This is a genomic window from Anaerocolumna sp. AGMB13025 (assembly GCF_029689925.1).
In the GTDB taxonomy this organism is placed as follows: Bacteria; Bacillota; Clostridia; order Lachnospirales; family Lachnospiraceae; genus Anaerocolumna.
Genome location: NZ_CP121445.1, coordinates 2,521,406 through 2,537,087, shown reverse-complemented (window position 1 = coordinate 2,537,087; position 15,682 = coordinate 2,521,406). Strand labels below are relative to the sequence as shown.

At 33.4% G+C, this 15,682-nt stretch carries 19 protein-coding genes and 1 other annotated feature; of the genes, 2 read left to right on the top strand and 17 right to left on the bottom strand.

The features are described 5' to 3' along the window. Positions 1-16 precede the first annotated feature (16 nt). The 3 genes from QA584_RS10295 to QA584_RS10285 all read right to left on the bottom strand — a co-directional run bounded on the left by QA584_RS10295 (position 17) and on the right by QA584_RS10285 (position 1,386). A complete protein-coding gene (locus tag QA584_RS10295) occupies positions 17-472 on the bottom strand; it encodes an 8-oxo-dGTP diphosphatase (protein ID WP_278274430.1) in 456 nt (151 codons plus the stop codon). Positions 473-483: 11 nt separating this feature from the next. Beyond that, entirely contained in the window at positions 484-1,065 is a 582-nt protein-coding gene (gene rfbC / locus QA584_RS10290; protein ID WP_278274429.1) for a dTDP-4-dehydrorhamnose 3,5-epimerase, read from the bottom strand. Positions 1,066-1,224: 159 nt separating this feature from the next. Next, the gene (locus QA584_RS10285) at positions 1,225-1,386 is read right to left on the bottom strand and encodes a hypothetical protein (protein ID WP_278274428.1); all 162 of its coding nucleotides are present in this window, start codon (positions 1,384-1,386) and stop codon (positions 1,225-1,227) included. 201 nt (positions 1,387-1,587) lie between these two features. Here QA584_RS10285 and QA584_RS10280 point away from each other — a divergent pair, with 201 nt between their 5' ends. Continuing rightward, positions 1,588-1,911 carry a hypothetical protein gene (locus QA584_RS10280; RefSeq protein ID WP_278274427.1) on the top strand — a complete coding sequence of 108 codons (324 nt, stop codon included), beginning with the start codon at positions 1,588-1,590 and terminating at the stop codon, positions 1,909-1,911. A gap of 258 nt (positions 1,912-2,169) precedes the next feature. On the opposite strand, the gene QA584_RS10275 is transcribed toward QA584_RS10280, so the two are convergent. From QA584_RS10275 to QA584_RS10260, 4 genes are all read right to left on the bottom strand, one after another. Beyond that, a complete protein-coding gene (locus QA584_RS10275) occupies positions 2,170-2,568 on the bottom strand; it encodes a GNAT family N-acetyltransferase (protein ID WP_278274426.1) in 399 nt (132 codons plus the stop codon). Positions 2,569-2,747: 179 nt separating this feature from the next. After that, positions 2,748-3,006, bottom strand: a binding site (T-box leader). Positions 3,007-3,084: 78 nt separating this feature from the next. Beyond that, entirely contained in the window at positions 3,085-3,726 is a 642-nt protein-coding gene (locus QA584_RS10270) for an XRE family transcriptional regulator (protein ID WP_278274425.1), read from the bottom strand. Between the two features lie 64 nt (positions 3,727-3,790). Then, positions 3,791-4,894, bottom strand: coding sequence for a WD40/YVTN/BNR-like repeat-containing protein (locus QA584_RS10265; protein WP_278274424.1), 1,104 nt, complete (start codon positions 4,892-4,894; stop codon positions 3,791-3,793). 392 nt (positions 4,895-5,286) lie between these two features. Beyond that, entirely contained in the window at positions 5,287-7,101 is a 1,815-nt protein-coding gene (locus tag QA584_RS10260) for a leucine-rich repeat domain-containing protein (protein ID WP_278274423.1), read from the bottom strand. A 290-nt stretch (positions 7,102-7,391) separates the two neighbouring features. Between QA584_RS10260 and QA584_RS10255 the strand changes: the two genes are divergently transcribed. Then, positions 7,392-8,279 (top strand): substrate-binding domain-containing protein, encoded by an 888-nt coding sequence (locus tag QA584_RS10255; protein ID WP_278274422.1) that lies wholly within the window; start codon positions 7,392-7,394, stop codon positions 8,277-8,279. 204 nt (positions 8,280-8,483) lie between these two features. Here the strand turns inward: QA584_RS10255 and QA584_RS10250 are convergent, their stop codons facing one another. The 10 genes from QA584_RS10250 to QA584_RS10205 all read right to left on the bottom strand — a co-directional run bounded on the left by QA584_RS10250 (position 8,484) and on the right by QA584_RS10205 (position 15,676). Beyond that, positions 8,484-8,870, bottom strand: a complete 387-nt coding sequence (locus QA584_RS10250; protein WP_278274421.1) for a VOC family protein — start codon at positions 8,868-8,870, stop codon at positions 8,484-8,486. Positions 8,871-8,946: 76 nt separating this feature from the next. Next, on the bottom strand, positions 8,947-9,882 hold the full coding sequence (locus tag QA584_RS10245; RefSeq protein WP_278274420.1) for a hypothetical protein: 936 nt from the start codon (positions 9,880-9,882) through the stop codon (positions 8,947-8,949). 79 nt (positions 9,883-9,961) lie between these two features. Then, on the bottom strand, positions 9,962-10,810 hold the full coding sequence (locus QA584_RS10240) for a helix-turn-helix domain-containing protein (RefSeq protein WP_278274419.1): 849 nt from the start codon (positions 10,808-10,810) through the stop codon (positions 9,962-9,964). Between the two features lie 263 nt (positions 10,811-11,073). Continuing rightward, complete coding sequence (locus QA584_RS10235) at positions 11,074-11,448, bottom strand: hypothetical protein (RefSeq protein WP_278274418.1); 375 nt, start codon at positions 11,446-11,448, stop codon at positions 11,074-11,076. Positions 11,449-11,517: 69 nt separating this feature from the next. Next, a complete protein-coding gene (locus tag QA584_RS10230; protein ID WP_278274417.1) occupies positions 11,518-11,898 on the bottom strand; it encodes a hypothetical protein in 381 nt (126 codons plus the stop codon). Between the two features lie 107 nt (positions 11,899-12,005). Then, positions 12,006-12,227: a hypothetical protein gene (locus QA584_RS10225; protein WP_278274416.1), complete on the bottom strand. Its 222-nt coding sequence runs from the start codon at positions 12,225-12,227 to the stop codon at positions 12,006-12,008. Positions 12,228-12,314: 87 nt separating this feature from the next. Beyond that, positions 12,315-12,722 (bottom strand): DUF1905 domain-containing protein, encoded by a 408-nt coding sequence (locus QA584_RS10220; protein ID WP_278274415.1) that lies wholly within the window; start codon positions 12,720-12,722, stop codon positions 12,315-12,317. Between the two features lie 248 nt (positions 12,723-12,970). Next, a complete protein-coding gene (locus QA584_RS10215; RefSeq protein WP_278274414.1) occupies positions 12,971-13,471 on the bottom strand; it encodes a hypothetical protein in 501 nt (166 codons plus the stop codon). A 49-nt stretch (positions 13,472-13,520) separates the two neighbouring features. After that, a complete protein-coding gene (locus QA584_RS10210) occupies positions 13,521-14,228 on the bottom strand; it encodes a Type 1 glutamine amidotransferase-like domain-containing protein (protein WP_278274413.1) in 708 nt (235 codons plus the stop codon). Positions 14,229-14,686: 458 nt separating this feature from the next. Continuing rightward, complete coding sequence (locus QA584_RS10205) at positions 14,687-15,676, bottom strand: hypothetical protein (protein WP_278274412.1); 990 nt, start codon at positions 15,674-15,676, stop codon at positions 14,687-14,689. Between the last annotated feature and the right edge of the window lie 6 nt (positions 15,677-15,682).

The following is a 15,682-nucleotide window of genomic DNA, read 5'->3' as shown; positions in this document are numbered from 1 at the left end:
TATATACCTATACAATTTATTTAAGTTCTTTCTTCCATTCCCCATCACTGATACAGCAATAATATTCGCTAAGATTCTCTTCTAAAAAGACTTTTAACATCTGATCCATTCCCTCTGCTAAATCCATATCCTTTAGTTCATCAAGCTTTGCCCAGTAAACATCTCCTTCGTCAGAAGAAGTAATCTCACCGGTAAATTGATCTGTTTTATAAAATAAGACCACGTAACGGGAACCGTCATTATGGGGCCATTGCTTTATACCGCAAAGCTGCGGGCAGGAAATATGTAAACCTGTTTCTTCATATATTTCTCTTATCACGGAGTCTGTAAACGATTCCCCTTTTTCAATATGACCTCCGGGAAATGTAATTCCTCCCCACTCTGTGTCTTTTCTATCCAGAACCAATACGTTTTGGTTGATATCATATACCATACACATATTCGTGAATATGGCCTTTTCACTTCTGTCCATTTTTACCTCCTCTAATCCTGATTGGGCTTATTAGAAAGCCTCCACTTCCTATCCTGAAAAGGTGGATGCTTTCTATCTCGTTCCGAAGTAATGATCTTCATCCCCTCTGTAATAGGCCAGTTGATACCGATGGTTTTATCATCCCAGGGAATGCCATCCTCATCTTCGGGATGATAATAATCCGTAAGTTTATATGTAAATTCAGCCGAATCAGAAAGCACTAAAAACCCATGGGCAAACCCTTTCGGAATATATATCATATTTTTCTTTTCTGAGGATAAAACAACACCAAACCATTTCCCATATGTATCAGATCCTTCGCGAATATCAACCACCACATCAAAAACCTCTCCACTTATCACCCGGACCAACTTTCCTTGCTGATAGGTTCTTTGAAAATGTAATCCTCTTAAAACTCCCTGAAATGACTGGGAATGATTCTCCTGAACAAAAACCATATTAAGTCCTGCTTCTTCAAAGTCTCTATAATTATAGGTTTCTAACGAATATCCTCTTTCATCTGCAAATATTTTAGGCTGTACCATATAGAGTCCTTCTATATCCAAACATTTTTCAAACGTAAACTGTCCCATGATTTGACCTCCTCTTTTCATATTTAAAGCACATTACAAGCCGATATTTTTAACATAGTATACCACAAATTCTTCCAAATAAAAACTGCATAATTGTATAATAAACATATGCTGATACCGCTAGACCTGCCACATGTTTAATTACTTACTTATATCTCATTATAGATTTATAGCATTCTCCTTCAGATATACAATCAGTTTTTGAACAGCACCTCCCACTTCTTCCTTACTTCCTGGTAGGTCATATATAAAGCAACCTTCCGGTTGTAATCTTTTCATAGACCACATAAATTGTTTAACCGAGGCATTGCATTTTATCACAATGCCCTCCATAACAAAATCATTAGAAAAAAACTGATATAACTCTTCTTCTGTAAAAATCCATTTTCTATTGATACAACTTCCTTTTAACAGTCCGCTCTTGATATATGAACGTAATGTTCTTGTAGTAAATCCAGTCATTAACGAAGTTTCACTATAAAATGGGCAATGTATACATTGTATGATGGGAAAGAAGTAAAAATGAATCAAAAAGAAATACTAGAAAGAGAGTTAACAGACCCGGATAAATATTATACCTATGCCAAGGAAATCATTTTGGATTATATAAAAACTCCCAGAACCGCTGAATTTCCTGATCTTCCCTCTTCTGCTATAGCAATGCAGAGAAAAGGTAAATATGTAGGCGTCAAAAGTTATTTCGATGCCCAAAACACCTACGGCGTATTTGTCCGCAGTAAATATACCGTAGAATTTACAGTTACGGACCTTAAAGCTAATATCTACAAACCGGTATATGTTAAAATAGATGACGAAATTAGAGGAGATTGGGTGGACTTGGATTAACCCACTTTTCATCTTAACATAGCCTGACATTGACAGGGCTGTTGCAAATTCAAAGGCTAAATTACCAGGGTGAGAATAAGGATTATATTTTGTAACAATTTTGCAGAAAATTTGTGAATGGCAGCAAAAAACCCTTATTCTATTCCCAGTCATATATTTTATATTCTACAACAGTCTCTGTCACAACATGTTATAACAAAACAATGATTTTTTACGATAATGGATTATCATACCATATCGTTCAAGCGGTACTTATATTTATAACCCCATCTTCAGATAAACTTCACAGGCTGTTTTAGGTGATGGAATCTCAATTCTTCTGGCATGTAAATATAATTCTTCTTTTTCCAGTATCTCCATAATTGAATTACCAATTCCCTTTTTATGAAGTTCTGGCTTCACAAAAATAGTTAAGAGAATGCTGTCTTTAAAACTCCCGATATGACTGGATATTGTACCGCAGCCAACTATTTCATTATCGATACAGCACACGTACATATGCGCAAAGCCGGCAACTGCCCGGACTTTTTCTTCATTAAAAATGATTGCACTTAATTCTTCTTTTGTATAAGTTTTTATATTTTCTATTAAAAAATTTTGGTTTATCAAATCAGCAACGCACCCTGCATCTTCATAACTAAATCTTCTTATTATCATTGTCAGCCCTTCTATTTTCTATAGATTAAAACCAATGTGTCAGATTACTGACAGTCTCACTCACTAGCAGACCTCACAGCAAGCAACTTTTTACCAGGAGTGAGAATCCACATCGGAGTGTTTTATATAATCGATTTCATTTTTTTATATAAAAAAAAGCTACCCTCCTCTGCTTAATTTTCAAGGACGATAGCTAATGTGCTTCGTGATACCACCTTAATTCATCTATATTTCTCAATATAGACCTCTGCGAGTACGGAATTACTGCTTCGATACTCTGGTGCTGTAATGGGCACTCCCATCGTAGCCTATACATAAATGTAGTCGGTACGCGGCTCCAAGACCATTTTCACCAATGTATTCTGCGCTTCTTCTCACCAGATATCAAAGCTCTCTGTAACATATCCCATCGGTTACTTTTCTTTTCATTGCCTTTATTATTTCTTATAAATTACTACGTTTTTACGCAAATGTCAAGAGCAGTTAGATTATAAATGTCCCGTTCTCTCACTTTTTCTAATTTGCATACCAATCCATGCATACTCGATAATCCTTTTCATCAAAGCTCCAGTTCACATTTTCTATCCAAATAATATTTTTATCATTTTGCATATATGGCTTTGTATAGTTTCTTCTACGACGTAATAACTCGTCATACCAATTTTTTGATATCCAATCACACCATTCTTTACTATCTACTTTGGTCAAAGCTATATTATCTCCGTAATTTTTCCAATCATCATCATTGTATGCTTCTGTAAATAAAATTCCTGATTTCTTCTCTATTATGAAATCTTCACTGTCATGATTAAGTAACCCTATTTTATCCCAATATACGTAATTATGTTCTTTTCGTATTCTAGCAAGTATAACAATACAACTAAAATCTAAATCATCCTCGCACACAAGTATAGGTACATTAAGAGTATCTTTAGCTACCAGCAATTCATAAATAAAATGCTTATCAGCCTCCCAAACAAGTTCTTTACCCCATGCAGGATATACCCCAAGTAAACTATTAAATTTTTCTAACCGTTTACATTTTCCTGCTTTTACCCATTCATTCAGATACATAACAATTGATTTTCCATCTATAACCAGATAGCTTTCATCATAATTATATGGGGTAGAGCATTTCATAATTTCTACTTTGTTCATAATAAAGCTCCTTATTCAGAATTACAACGTATTTCAGTAAAATTGCTAACCCATATCGAAAAAATCACTCTACTTTACTCCAACTAAGCCCTCCGTCATTTGTTAAGCAGACATTGCCATTTATATCTAGACCTACCCCATTTTTATCATTCATGAATTTAAAATTAGAAATTTGAATATTGCATTTGCCATCAAGTATCCAAGTCTTTTTCTTTGTAAAGGAATATATATATGATATATCATTTTGACCTAGATCGTATTGATGAAAAGATAAAATCATTTTACCATTTAGATTTTCGGTATCATAGAATGAAGGCTTCGAGGCATCTACATAAATATTATCTACATCCATTACTGAATATTTCTTAGGAAACACTGGATAATCTAATGTACGCCAAGTCTTACCACCATCATCAGTTTGATTTATAAATAGCCCATAAGCAAAAGCTCCGTTACTTCCACTCATAATCCAGCCACACTCAGAATTTATAAATGAGATAGCCGTTGGATAACCGCTAATTCCACTTGGCGTAATTCCAGTAATAATATCATCGCACCCTTTATCTCCGCAAACCATAGCCCAGTTTTCCCCTGCGTCAGTAGTTTTATATAAAACCTTATACATCTGACTCGCAGCGGGGGTTGAATCAATTAGCAGATATCCATTATCAGCATCAATAAAATCCATGGCATAATTTCCGATATCATCATTTACCCAGTTTAATTTGGAATTGATAATCGTAGAGAACCAGGTATGTCCTCCGTCTGTTGTTTTAGCAAAATTAGTATGGTTATTATATTGGGCAACCAAGAATAAGGTGTTATCATCGATAGCCTCTATAACTGGTTTAATATCTGTAATCATATCTGTATCCTCAATAATATAGATGTCCAACCAGGTTAAACCGCCATCAGTAGTTTTTAAAATATGTCTTCCTTCAGTAAGAGCAAATCCAGAATTCATCGATACCATACTTAATTGAATTATAGCTGGTCTTGTGCTCTCCATAGAACCGGGTGCTATAGTGACACTAATTGTTTCCGTAGGAAGAGATACATTTTCCACAGGCAAAACACTGTTTTGCCTACCTTTTGCTGCCAGCATATTGCTATTACACCCTGTCAATATAATTAGGAAAAACAAAATTACATACAATATTTTTTTCATAAAAAGCCCCCATCATTGGCTACTTCGCTATTTCCAACTATAACTAATTATCAAGTTTAATTTTACTTAATTATACAGTTCTAATTAGAGGAAGTCAAATCTTTGAGAATATCATCTCATCCGCACCATAAAATTTACTATTCTTTCCTTCATCTCCGAAAAGAAACATCTGCATAAGATATTCATGTGAACCAATTACAGATTTTACAAGCTTTCCTGCTCATATTAATTAAGTGCGAGACGGGATTCAACATTTCTGCTATCCATAAAACCCATAAAAACAAGTACAAAAGCACACCGTCTGCAATGTGCCTACAGCCTGTCTACAATTGCTTTTATTGGAAAACTATATTTGTAATATTGATGTTATTATATAAGTGATAATTTATTCTTTACCGAATATTTACGGAGGTGTCTGTATAAGAGCTAGGTATCATATGGGTAAAGGAATATCTGTCAGCATAGGAACCCCAGGAACAATAAATCGTCAGATTATAACAGTCAGAAAACGCAAAATCATCCATGTCAGTTACACTGTCAGGGATTCGTATGCTCTCCAGGCTGCTGCAATTGTAAAATGCAAAACTGTCGATACTCTTTGTACCCTCTTCAACAACGACTTTTTCCAAACCTGTACAATCGGCAAAGACATATTCACCAATACTGATAACACTCTTTGGAATCGTTACGTTTTTTAAATTGCTGCAATATCTGAATGCACCATTACCTATCTTCGTAACACTGTTCGGAATTGTTATACCCGTCAGTTTCTTGTTTTCATAAAAGGCACCGGCGCCGATACTTTTCACATTGTCTGGAATAATTACTGTATCGCCTTTTCCTTTGTATTGAACTAATATATTATTGCCCACTACCACGAAATCACTCCGATAGCTATCCAGCCAGAGCGTACCGTCAAAAGTCCCTCCGCCAATAGAAGTAACGCTCTTTGGAATAGTTATGTTCTTTAATTTTGCGCATCCAGCAAAGGCTTCATCACCAATGGTGGTCACGCTATTTGGAATTTTTACACTTTTAATATTCCAACCGTTTGCAAATGCCTCATCAGAAATAACCTTCACCCCATTAGGTATGGTAACGGCAGATTTTTTTCCGTTGTATTGCAGCAAGATGTTATCACCGGCTATAAAGAACTCCTCTTTACTGGCATACAGCCAGGGTACACCTTCAAATGATTTATATCCAATCTTTGTAACACTTTTTGGGATAGTAACCTTTTTCAGCTTGTTACAGCCCCAGAAGGCCATAGATTCAATGCTGGTAATTCCATTCGGAATCGTTACACTTGTTAAATTCTCACAATTACTAAAAGACATACTTTCAATGATGCCAATCCCCTTAGGAAAGACAACTTTTTTCAGGCCTGAATGCGAAAATGCCTGACTTCCAATGTTTTTAAGTCCGCTTGGAAGATTTATGCTTGTCAATTTGCTGCAGGTAGAAAAGGCAAGACTTCCGATACTGGTAACGCTATTTGGTATGGTTATACTTTTCAGATTACCGCAGTCTATAAAAGCAGCTGTACCGATGGTCTTAACGCTGTTTGGAATGCTTATGCCTGTCAGGCTTTCGCAGCTATAGAACATATAGTCGCCTATATTAACTGCATTCTTTGAAAGCTTTACATTTTTTAATTTTTTACATTTACTAAAAACACTCTCACCAATATTTGTAACACTATCGGGGATAACAACGCTTTTTAAAGTATTGTTGTCTGAAAATACCCCATAGGCAATGAATTTTATTCCATCCGGTATGGTGACCAATTCACTTTTACCGTTATAACTTACCAAAATATTCCCATTTGCCACAGTGAAACCACCGGAAATATCTTTAATCAACGGAGTATCTTCAAAAACATAAAGCCCGATATTTATAACACTGTCCGGAATATTTACACTTGTCAGACTGGTACACCCTGAAAATGCCCCCTGACGAATGGTCGTAACACTGTCCGGAATGATTATACTGGTCAATTCCGTGTGTTTTTTAAATGCGTAAATATCAATGCAGGTAACACCATCAGGTACGACTACTGAGCTTCCAGAGCCATAATAGTATTTCAAAGTACCGTTTTCAATAAAAAAATCATCTTCAGCCGCCTTAACTGAAAATGTGGGTATGATAGACATCATGAATAAAAAAATGAAAACGGTTAAAGTACTCTTAACACTAAATAATTTCAATTATTTTTCCTCCTTTTGTTTTGTATTTTCTGTTTTTTATCTATCCTTACTACAGATCAAAAAGTAAGCAATGTTATGGTATCCTTAATATCTCACATGAAAGAAGGATAAATTATAGATAAGTTTACCATATTTTCCAGAGTAAGGCTATATATCATAATAGAAAACATTGATATTTTTAGATTGGTGTTTTGGCCCCTAATACAATTATAGTTAGGAAATAGATTAGCAATTAATGAATATATTAAATAAACACTCTATATTTTCTTACGATTAAAAGAGGTTAAATCATGTATTTAAGATATAAATATGCAAATATGCTTATAAGAGCATCGAACATAGAGGATTACAATATTTACTATATTTCCAAGGACAAAATCAGTCAGTTCTGGTTTATCATTAATCAAGGAATCAATGATATGGCTAGTTTAGTAGGGGCTAGTTTTATTTGGGATGCTCCTGAGGAAAGATCTGTAGATAAGCAAATAGAAATAATAACCAATGCCGCAAATAACGGTGCAGATGCTATGCTAATAGCTGCTCTCGATCCTGTAAGTGTATCCAGTGCAATCGAATATGCAAAATCCTTAGGTGTTAAAATTATATATCTAGATACTCCTTCAACTGTAGAAGGCATTGTAACACTGGCTACTGATGATTACATGGCTGGTGTTACTGCTGGTGAAAATATGATTATTGAATTGGCAGCAGCCGGATATAGACAAGGCACAATAGGAATTGTTAGTGATTCCATAATGAGTACAAATACCAGAGAAAGAGTTAATGGTTTTCGTAGCGTATTTGCTACTAATAGAAATTTCAAACTGCTTAATACTCAATTTGGTCCTGACACAGCAAGTGCATTAATAATAGCAGATAGTTATATTGCTAATAACCCGGATTTAGTTGGAATATATGGTACCAATGAGGATACAACTATCGGTGTTGGGTATGCAATCAGTAAAAGTGGCATCCCAATAGTCGGAATAGGATTTGATTTTCCACCTGAAACTCAGAATTTGATTGAGAATGGAAGCTTAAAAGCGGTTATGGTACAAAATCCATACACCATGGGATATCTGGGAATGGCAGAAACCATAGCAGCTTTAAAAGGTTTTGAAACAGGTCCGCCCTATATTAATACTGGGGTATCCGTCCGAACAAAGTATACAAATTAATAGCAATTTAGTCGCAAAAAAACAGGAAAGCTTAATTTACTGGCTTTCCTGCTCTTTTTCATTAAGAGCGAGACTGGATTTGAACCATAATCCTATCCTACAAATACTGAAAAGAAAGGTGTTCCAAACACTTCTGATTAATGTGCACATGATAGTTCACATATTTTTTTAACGATAAAGTAGTTAGCTAACTACAAATAGTACCTATGCAAATAAGCACCACCAGACACCGTATTTATCGATTAATTCCACGCCACAGGGGCAGAAACACAGTTCTCCAAATGGTGTTATGATTTCACTTCCTTCAAGTAAGGTTTCGTATGCTTTTCGCACCTTATCTTCTTCCCCCTCTCCAAATTGAATGCAAAACTGCATGGTATTGCCAGTTATTCTTTTTACGCCACCTGCTCTTGTAGTGTCAGTTGCTTCACCGACCGCAATAGCTTGTCCGCAAATAGTAAGCTCCCTATGTATTACAATACCATTTTCATCAACATCCTGATATCCTATCTGGGCATCAAAGGCCCTCTTATAAAACTCAAAAGCTTCGTCACTTCCCTTAACATATATTTGTAATAAAGTCCTAAACATACAATATCCTCCTGGCGTTTGATTTTTAAGTAAAGCCGATTTTGATAATTTGTAATAGATAATTCTAATGATAGCTTTAAACCTCTATATAACCAAAATTTTTAAGAAAACGCATATTTTCAATAGCTTTATTTGATTTCCACCAATTTTCACTAATAGCAAATTCCTTACTATATTTACTGTTGTTATCAAACCATGTCCAGGTAATTCCCCAAACATCATTTTGAGGTATCGTTTCGATGAGATAGTTTATTTCTTTTTCTACAATATCCTTATTCTCATTGTAATAAATACTTTGTGGACTACTAATATAATTTGACGGACGAACACAATAATACTGCCATTTCGAAATATCATTCTCTATAGAATTTCTAACCAAATCGTTTAATCTAAGTTGTAATGAAGTATAATCATATTCATCAAACTTTAATTTTTTCAAAGCATTTATAAGCTTTACATATCCACCAATACCCATGTCCCCAGAGCTATTGCCAGACAATAAATTGTTCATTAAGTTTTTCACTAATGCTATTGTTTTTTGATATAATATAGAACTTCGATCTGCATAGTTTAATACAAATATTGATAACCCGGCTGTTACTCCAATACTTTCAGTTAAGTTTGCCTCCTCATTAAAATTCCACCATGGAGCATGAGGGAATTCATCATTAGACGGCACACAAAATCTCCAACCATATTCCATTAAATCATTTTCACTATACAAATATTTCAAAATCCCTTTATAAATCGGATGGTTTAAATCTATAAATTCAATATCATTTAAAACGCTTATGGCATATAAGGTTGTATAGGGTGTGGAATTTGGATTCCAGTTATCGGGTTCTAAAGAATTTCCAAATCCCCCATCATCATTCTGAAAATAGGATAAAGCTGAAATTATATCCTCTTTGCTTCCGTTTTCAAAATAATACTTCCATAAGCTAAGTTCAATGTCTCTTGCATTTCGGTAAACCCATGTTTTTATCATATTATAAGTATTTTTCGATATCATATTTTTTCCCTTCCTGATTTCATTTTTATAATTACTATAATGCATTATAATTACAAAATCGTATTGTAAATTTGCGACATTATTTATTTGCCTTGCTTATTGCATACCGTTTTGCTTCACTAGGCAAAAGCGTATGATATTTTTTAAAATCATGTAATAAATGTGATTGGTCTGTATAACCATAAAGATGAACAGCATCTGCTACATTAAAATGCTTATTAAATAAAATATCATTCCATATATTCTGATACCGTACCAATGAGGTCAGTTGTTTGGGGGAAACACCTATGTATTCATTGAATATACGTTCTAATTGCCTGCTGCTTATAAAAACCTCATCTGCAAGTTTAGTCGTTTTAATATTGCCTTTATTTCTAAATATACAAAATAATGCGGTTTCTAAATTATGATTAAGTCGTTTTATATTTAACTCATCAAGAAGTAATTTTTCAGCTATTTTAACCCGTTCATCTAACGTCGAGATATCAAATATGATTGGTTCCATGGCTGATTTTATTTTTGAAAAATGTTGCTGTGTATCAAATATACTATTCCTCACACCAGTCATAGCTTCATCAGAAAATAATATAGCAGTCCATGCATAAAATCTAATAGCAAAAATTGAAGTTTTTTCCTCTTTATCGTATTGAGTGGCAGCCATAAAAGCTTCATTGTTTATTCCAATAAATCTGCTATTTATCTTATTATCAGTATAATTTACATGAAAAATAATATCCATACAGGTATCAGGTATAATCAATTCATTCGTTATTATATCTTTTTTTATGTTAATGACTGGCTTCTTAGTTCCCCAAAAGCATTTGATATAAGGCCTTAAGCTCTGACAAGGTATAATCTCAATATAGGTACTGTCATCTCTGAATGGTGTAGCAGTTATAGGGTTATATAGATACTTGATTTTTTGCATTATAAATACCTCGTTTCAAATGAAGCTGAAAATTAAAAATCTATTTTTATATTCCAGACAATTGTATCACATATAATTTAAATCATAAACATAATTATCCAATGAACAGTATGCACTCCATCACTTATGTGCAGATTCTACACTTTCTAATTGGTGATTAACCCAAATACAGAACAAGAAAACCGGGATATCATGAATAGAGTTCTTAATAAAGACAAGAAAAAGAAGTTCACAAATCGTGTGTAAAAAAAATCCCTTGAAAATCAAGGGATTTCGTAATCGCGAGACGGGATTCGAACCATAATCCTATCATTCAAATACTGAAAAGAAAGGGGTTCATCCACTTCTGATTTATGTGCACATAAGAGTGCAAATACTTTATAGCTAAAAATTATGAGCCAAATGATTGAGATAAACTTTTTTATCACTTTGATCTGAGTATTTTTTCGCTTGAGTTTATCACCACTATTTTCTTCGTTCTCAGCTTCATTTATTTCTTTTGTCAATGCATTTCTTTCATCCATGCTTTGTAGCATTTTACTTACTTCATTTCCGGCAACAGGTCCTAAGAATAAAGTCATGCTAATAGAAAGCATTAAAAAAAATTGCTTAATTCTTTTATATATTCTATTTTTCATCAAATCTCCTTTTAACATAGTAAAAAAAGACACCTTAAAATGTCAATTTTGATTTCCATGTAAAAAGATTCAATTATTTAAACGGATTTTTTGAGCTACTAAAGACCTTGCATATATTTTAGAAAAAGAGTCATGCTCATAGATATAGAATTTACTAATCTGTATGGAACGTATTATGTTAAATGTCCCTAATAAAAAAAATAGTAATCCAGACTTATTAATTACTTTAATACGATTCATATTATTACTAATTAATTTATGGATTATTGATTTGTTGTTGCCATCACCAGAATTGTTGTATTCATGATTTATAGAAGCTAACTGCGAATCTTGAATCTCTTGTACATATTGTACTCCATATATAGCTAAATGAAATGATATGCATGCCACAAAAAGAAACAATAATAAATACGTGATTACTTTATACATCAATATGTTTTTTGTTTTCATTATAGTCTCCTCTTCTGATATGGTTATTGTTTTATAACCATGCCAATTTCAAAAATCTAGAAATAAAAAATTTTGTTATTTCATAGCTGTGAGACCACATATTAAGCTTATTGTACACTCAATAACTCCAGTGCTCTTTTGTACAGCGGGTCAAATTCACAGCCACAACTACCACATTCCTTGTCTGCCTGTTCAACTGCTTTTATTAATTCAGCAGTTGCATTTGATGCCTTGTTGTCTGCCAACCATTTTTTAGATGGCACGTCAATCAAGTCCCATCCAGATTGTGAAAATTTCTCAATGATTTTAATTAGTTCTACATTTGCCATTTTACATTCCTCCATTTTACATTCCTCTATTTTCTATATGCTTATTGTTTTTCTCATTCAATCGCTTAATCAAAGTATTTATCCTATTTATTTTGTTTCTTCTTTTTTTGCAAGTTCAATTTGGTTTACTTGCTCCCGCTTTTCATAATCAGGGCGTTCAAGAAATATGTCTAAAACGCCTGCACTTTTTAAATAAACTTCTATATATGAGGGTGTTATAAACTCTCGTTTTCTATTATCTTTTTCAAGTGTCACATAAACACTTTCTCCAAGCTTTTTACCAACGGCTCGTCTAATAAATTCATTATAAACTAAATAATGTCCATTTTTCGATGGTAGAAGCATGTGTTCAAATATATGTCCGTCAACAGTGATTGAAACAGGAATCTTTCCTTTTGAACCGAAATGCTCAATAGCCGAATATGGAAAGTAAAATACGCTCCATTTTATTTTTCCTTCCAGTTGTTTTATTTCACTATTAAATTCAAATCGCATTTAACACCGCCTCTCGAAGATTAAATGAATTTTTTGATTTATTTTCTTCAACAAATTTTGATTTGCAAGTAGCACTTGCTACCAATTATAAAAAGCATAGTTTCAAAAAATAGGTAAATTTGATTTGTGTATTTAACAATTATTTTATCATCTAATTTTATTGATTACAACATATTCCAATAAAGATTACACACAATCTGGTTCATTATAATTATTAAAAATTGTGTCTTGACAATTGAACCATTATATTATTTTGTATTTAGATCTTTATACGTTCCTTTTAACATGAGAATCAACACATCATACCATATATTTTTTTCAGCAGTATAACTAATTGTTACCTCCTCATATGGTTTCTCATATATTTCAGTATAATCAATATAATTTACTTCTAGTTCCGAATACATATCTAGTTCTCTTTTAAAACCATCTTTATCATGTAATGTTATGGTAACTCCGTTTGATCTAGAGCCAGTAATCTCAGTATTCTCATTTTTATTAATGGACAGATTATCAATTTCCGTATATGTATTATCTTCAAGTAACTTCATTAATTCATTTATAAGATCTTCTGTATCTAATGTATAAACAGTATCTACTCTCATTGTTGTAATAAAATCTATCTCTTGGCCATCTGTAAATAAGTTATTAATATCTGGCTTTGTATTATCATCTTCCGGTTTAATTTTAGAACATCCATAAAAATTTATTAGTATGAAAAAAATTAAGGTTATAATCAATTTCTTCATAGCATTACCTACTTTCATATTAGCTGATGGTGCATTTTATTCAATTCTCTTATTCTATGCTAACAACCTGTATTTCGAGTTGTATTTTTTCGAATCTTTCATCAATGTATCTCATCAAATATGCATTTGCTGATTCATTACTTTTTATAAAGTAAATTGCTCCATTTTCTTCTACAAATGCTGTATCTGACTCCATTGCCAAACCTGGTACAGTTTTTTCTTTCAACATTTCATCAAAATTACCTTTTCTTTCTTCATAATGAGGACAATATACAAAACAATGCATATCTAACAAATCATTTACCCAGCCATATCCAACTCCATTATTTACCCAGAAAATTTCACTGTCGCTGTGACCACAATTAAACCAACACATTGCTCCTGCACTTATACCTGCTAAAATAGCAGTATCCTTCTGGTAGATTTCTTTTAATTTCCTATCTACGCCATGTTTTCTCCATATTTCCATCATAGAAAACGTATTACCACCACCAACATAGATAATGTCAGCCCATGCTAATAATGCATCAATTTCACTCTCTGTATATTTTTGAGTAGTTAAACATAAGGATTTAATCTCACAATTTAAACATCCGAAGGCAACGTTAATAGTATCAATATATCCTTCTGCATCGCCGCTGGCAGTTCCAATAAACAAAAAATTCTTTTTTGTTTTCTTTACCATTTTCACCATATATTTATTAATTGCATTGTTCGATTGTAAATCTCCACCAGCTATGGCTACAATTCTTCCCATATGTATTCCTCGCTAAATTCAAATTCGTAAACTATAAAATCATAATACCACATTGATAAAAATAATTACATGAGCAGATAAAATAATCATATCAGGGAAGTAATTCTGTAGTGCGAGGCATTTCATCCGAGAAAACTTAATATCATGAATGAAGCTATGAAAAAGGGCAACAAAAAGAATGTAAAAAAGTAGTACACATATCAGTGCAACAAAAAATCTCTTAAAAATCAAGGGATTTCGTAAGCGCGAGACGGGATTCGAACCAAAATCCTATCCTACAAATACTAAAAAGAAAGGGGGTTCATCCACTTCTGATTTATGTGCACATAATAGTGCACATATTTTTATGCTCTGAATTATAACTTAATTATTAAAAGTCTGTCTGGTTTTTCGTACGCAGTTGTGAAAAAGCGAAGCACTCAACTCCCGATAACTCGAAAAAATCTACGGCATATTTCCTAATTCATCGGAACTTTTTCCGGATAAGTTGCTATTTTTAAGAAAAATGCTGCCTGATAAATACCGCCATAAGAATAATTATTTAGATTTTTATTATTAAAACTCTCGGCTTTAGAGCTAATTGAATCTGTATAAGCTAAAATGGGAGTAACGGTATTATTTTTGTATGCCAGTGTTACATTATTAAAATCACCATTTTGTCTATCGCCAGAATGATAATTAATATTTATTATATTGTTGTCACGATAATATATTTCGTCAATAGTATTGTCGGATTTGGTAATTGCATCAATGACTGCCTGGGCACCTTTCACTTTTAATAGCTGTTGCTGCGTTATTTTTAGCCCGCCATATTCTTTCAGACCGTCAGTAGTCCAATAAAGGTAGTAGGGCTTATAGGTATGCCCTGCTCCTATCCCATCCGTAAAATTCAAATCAAAATCTTCGCCTATTGTCGTAAATTCACCATTTCCGAGGTAAGAAAGGCCCATACCCGTGTTGGGAAGTTCAATGGGTTTTCCGTCTTTTACATACCAAGCATGAGATATTGTACTGCTGCCTCCGGGAACTTCTTCGCATTTGAATATTATTGTGCCCTCTACTGTCCAAAGACAAGGTGCATAAGACGGGTTGTCTGATAAATACATGATATTACTTTTCAATTTCAGAGCATCAGAATCTGTGATAAACCAAACGTCACTTCCTGCCATTGCAAACGCGGCATTTTGATTATCTCCAGTAGTAAAGCTCTGAATGAAAACAATTTGGTCTGAAGTGTATTTTAAAAGAATAGACTTTAATTTTTCCTCTGAAGTGGAACTGTTAGCCATAGTTGGAGAAGCTGCTGCAGTGGTTTCAGAAGGAGTTGTACCTTCTGTTATGGTTGCGTCAGGTGATGTTTGCCTAATTGGCTGAGTTATTTCCTTATTCGTACATCCCGCAAGGATAAAGCAAACCGCAATAATTGATAATAATACCTTTTTATTCATTTTACT

Coding starts and splice junctions, on each gene's coding strand:
- QA584_RS10295 (WP_278274430.1), bottom strand. CDS start 472: ATGGACAGAAGTGAAAAGGCCATATTCACGAATATGTGTATGGTATAT.
- rfbC (WP_278274429.1), bottom strand. CDS start 1,065: ATGGGACAGTTTACGTTTGAAAAATGTTTGGATATAGAAGGACTCTAT.
- QA584_RS10280 (WP_278274427.1), top strand. CDS start 1,588: ATGAATCAAAAAGAAATACTAGAAAGAGAGTTAACAGACCCGGATAAA.
- QA584_RS10275 (WP_278274426.1), bottom strand. CDS start 2,568: ATGATAATAAGAAGATTTAGTTATGAAGATGCAGGGTGCGTTGCTGAT.
- QA584_RS10270 (WP_278274425.1), bottom strand. CDS start 3,726: ATGAACAAAGTAGAAATTATGAAATGCTCTACCCCATATAATTATGAT.
- QA584_RS10265 (WP_278274424.1), bottom strand. CDS start 4,894: ATGAAAAAAATATTGTATGTAATTTTGTTTTTCCTAATTATATTGACA.
- QA584_RS10255 (WP_278274422.1), top strand. CDS start 7,392: ATGTATTTAAGATATAAATATGCAAATATGCTTATAAGAGCATCGAAC.
- QA584_RS10250 (WP_278274421.1), bottom strand. CDS start 8,870: ATGTTTAGGACTTTATTACAAATATATGTTAAGGGAAGTGACGAAGCT.
- QA584_RS10245 (WP_278274420.1), bottom strand. CDS start 9,882: ATGATATCGAAAAATACTTATAATATGATAAAAACATGGGTTTACCGA.
- QA584_RS10240 (WP_278274419.1), bottom strand. CDS start 10,810: ATGCAAAAAATCAAGTATCTATATAACCCTATAACTGCTACACCATTC.
- QA584_RS10235 (WP_278274418.1), bottom strand. CDS start 11,448: ATGAAAAATAGAATATATAAAAGAATTAAGCAATTTTTTTTAATGCTT.
- QA584_RS10230 (WP_278274417.1), bottom strand. CDS start 11,898: ATGAAAACAAAAAACATATTGATGTATAAAGTAATCACGTATTTATTA.
- QA584_RS10225 (WP_278274416.1), bottom strand. CDS start 12,227: ATGGCAAATGTAGAACTAATTAAAATCATTGAGAAATTTTCACAATCT.
- QA584_RS10220 (WP_278274415.1), bottom strand. CDS start 12,722: ATGCGATTTGAATTTAATAGTGAAATAAAACAACTGGAAGGAAAAATA.
- QA584_RS10215 (WP_278274414.1), bottom strand. CDS start 13,471: ATGAAGAAATTGATTATAACCTTAATTTTTTTCATACTAATAAATTTT.
- QA584_RS10210 (WP_278274413.1), bottom strand. CDS start 14,228: ATGGGAAGAATTGTAGCCATAGCTGGTGGAGATTTACAATCGAACAAT.
- QA584_RS10205 (WP_278274412.1), bottom strand. CDS start 15,676: ATGAATAAAAAGGTATTATTATCAATTATTGCGGTTTGCTTTATCCTT.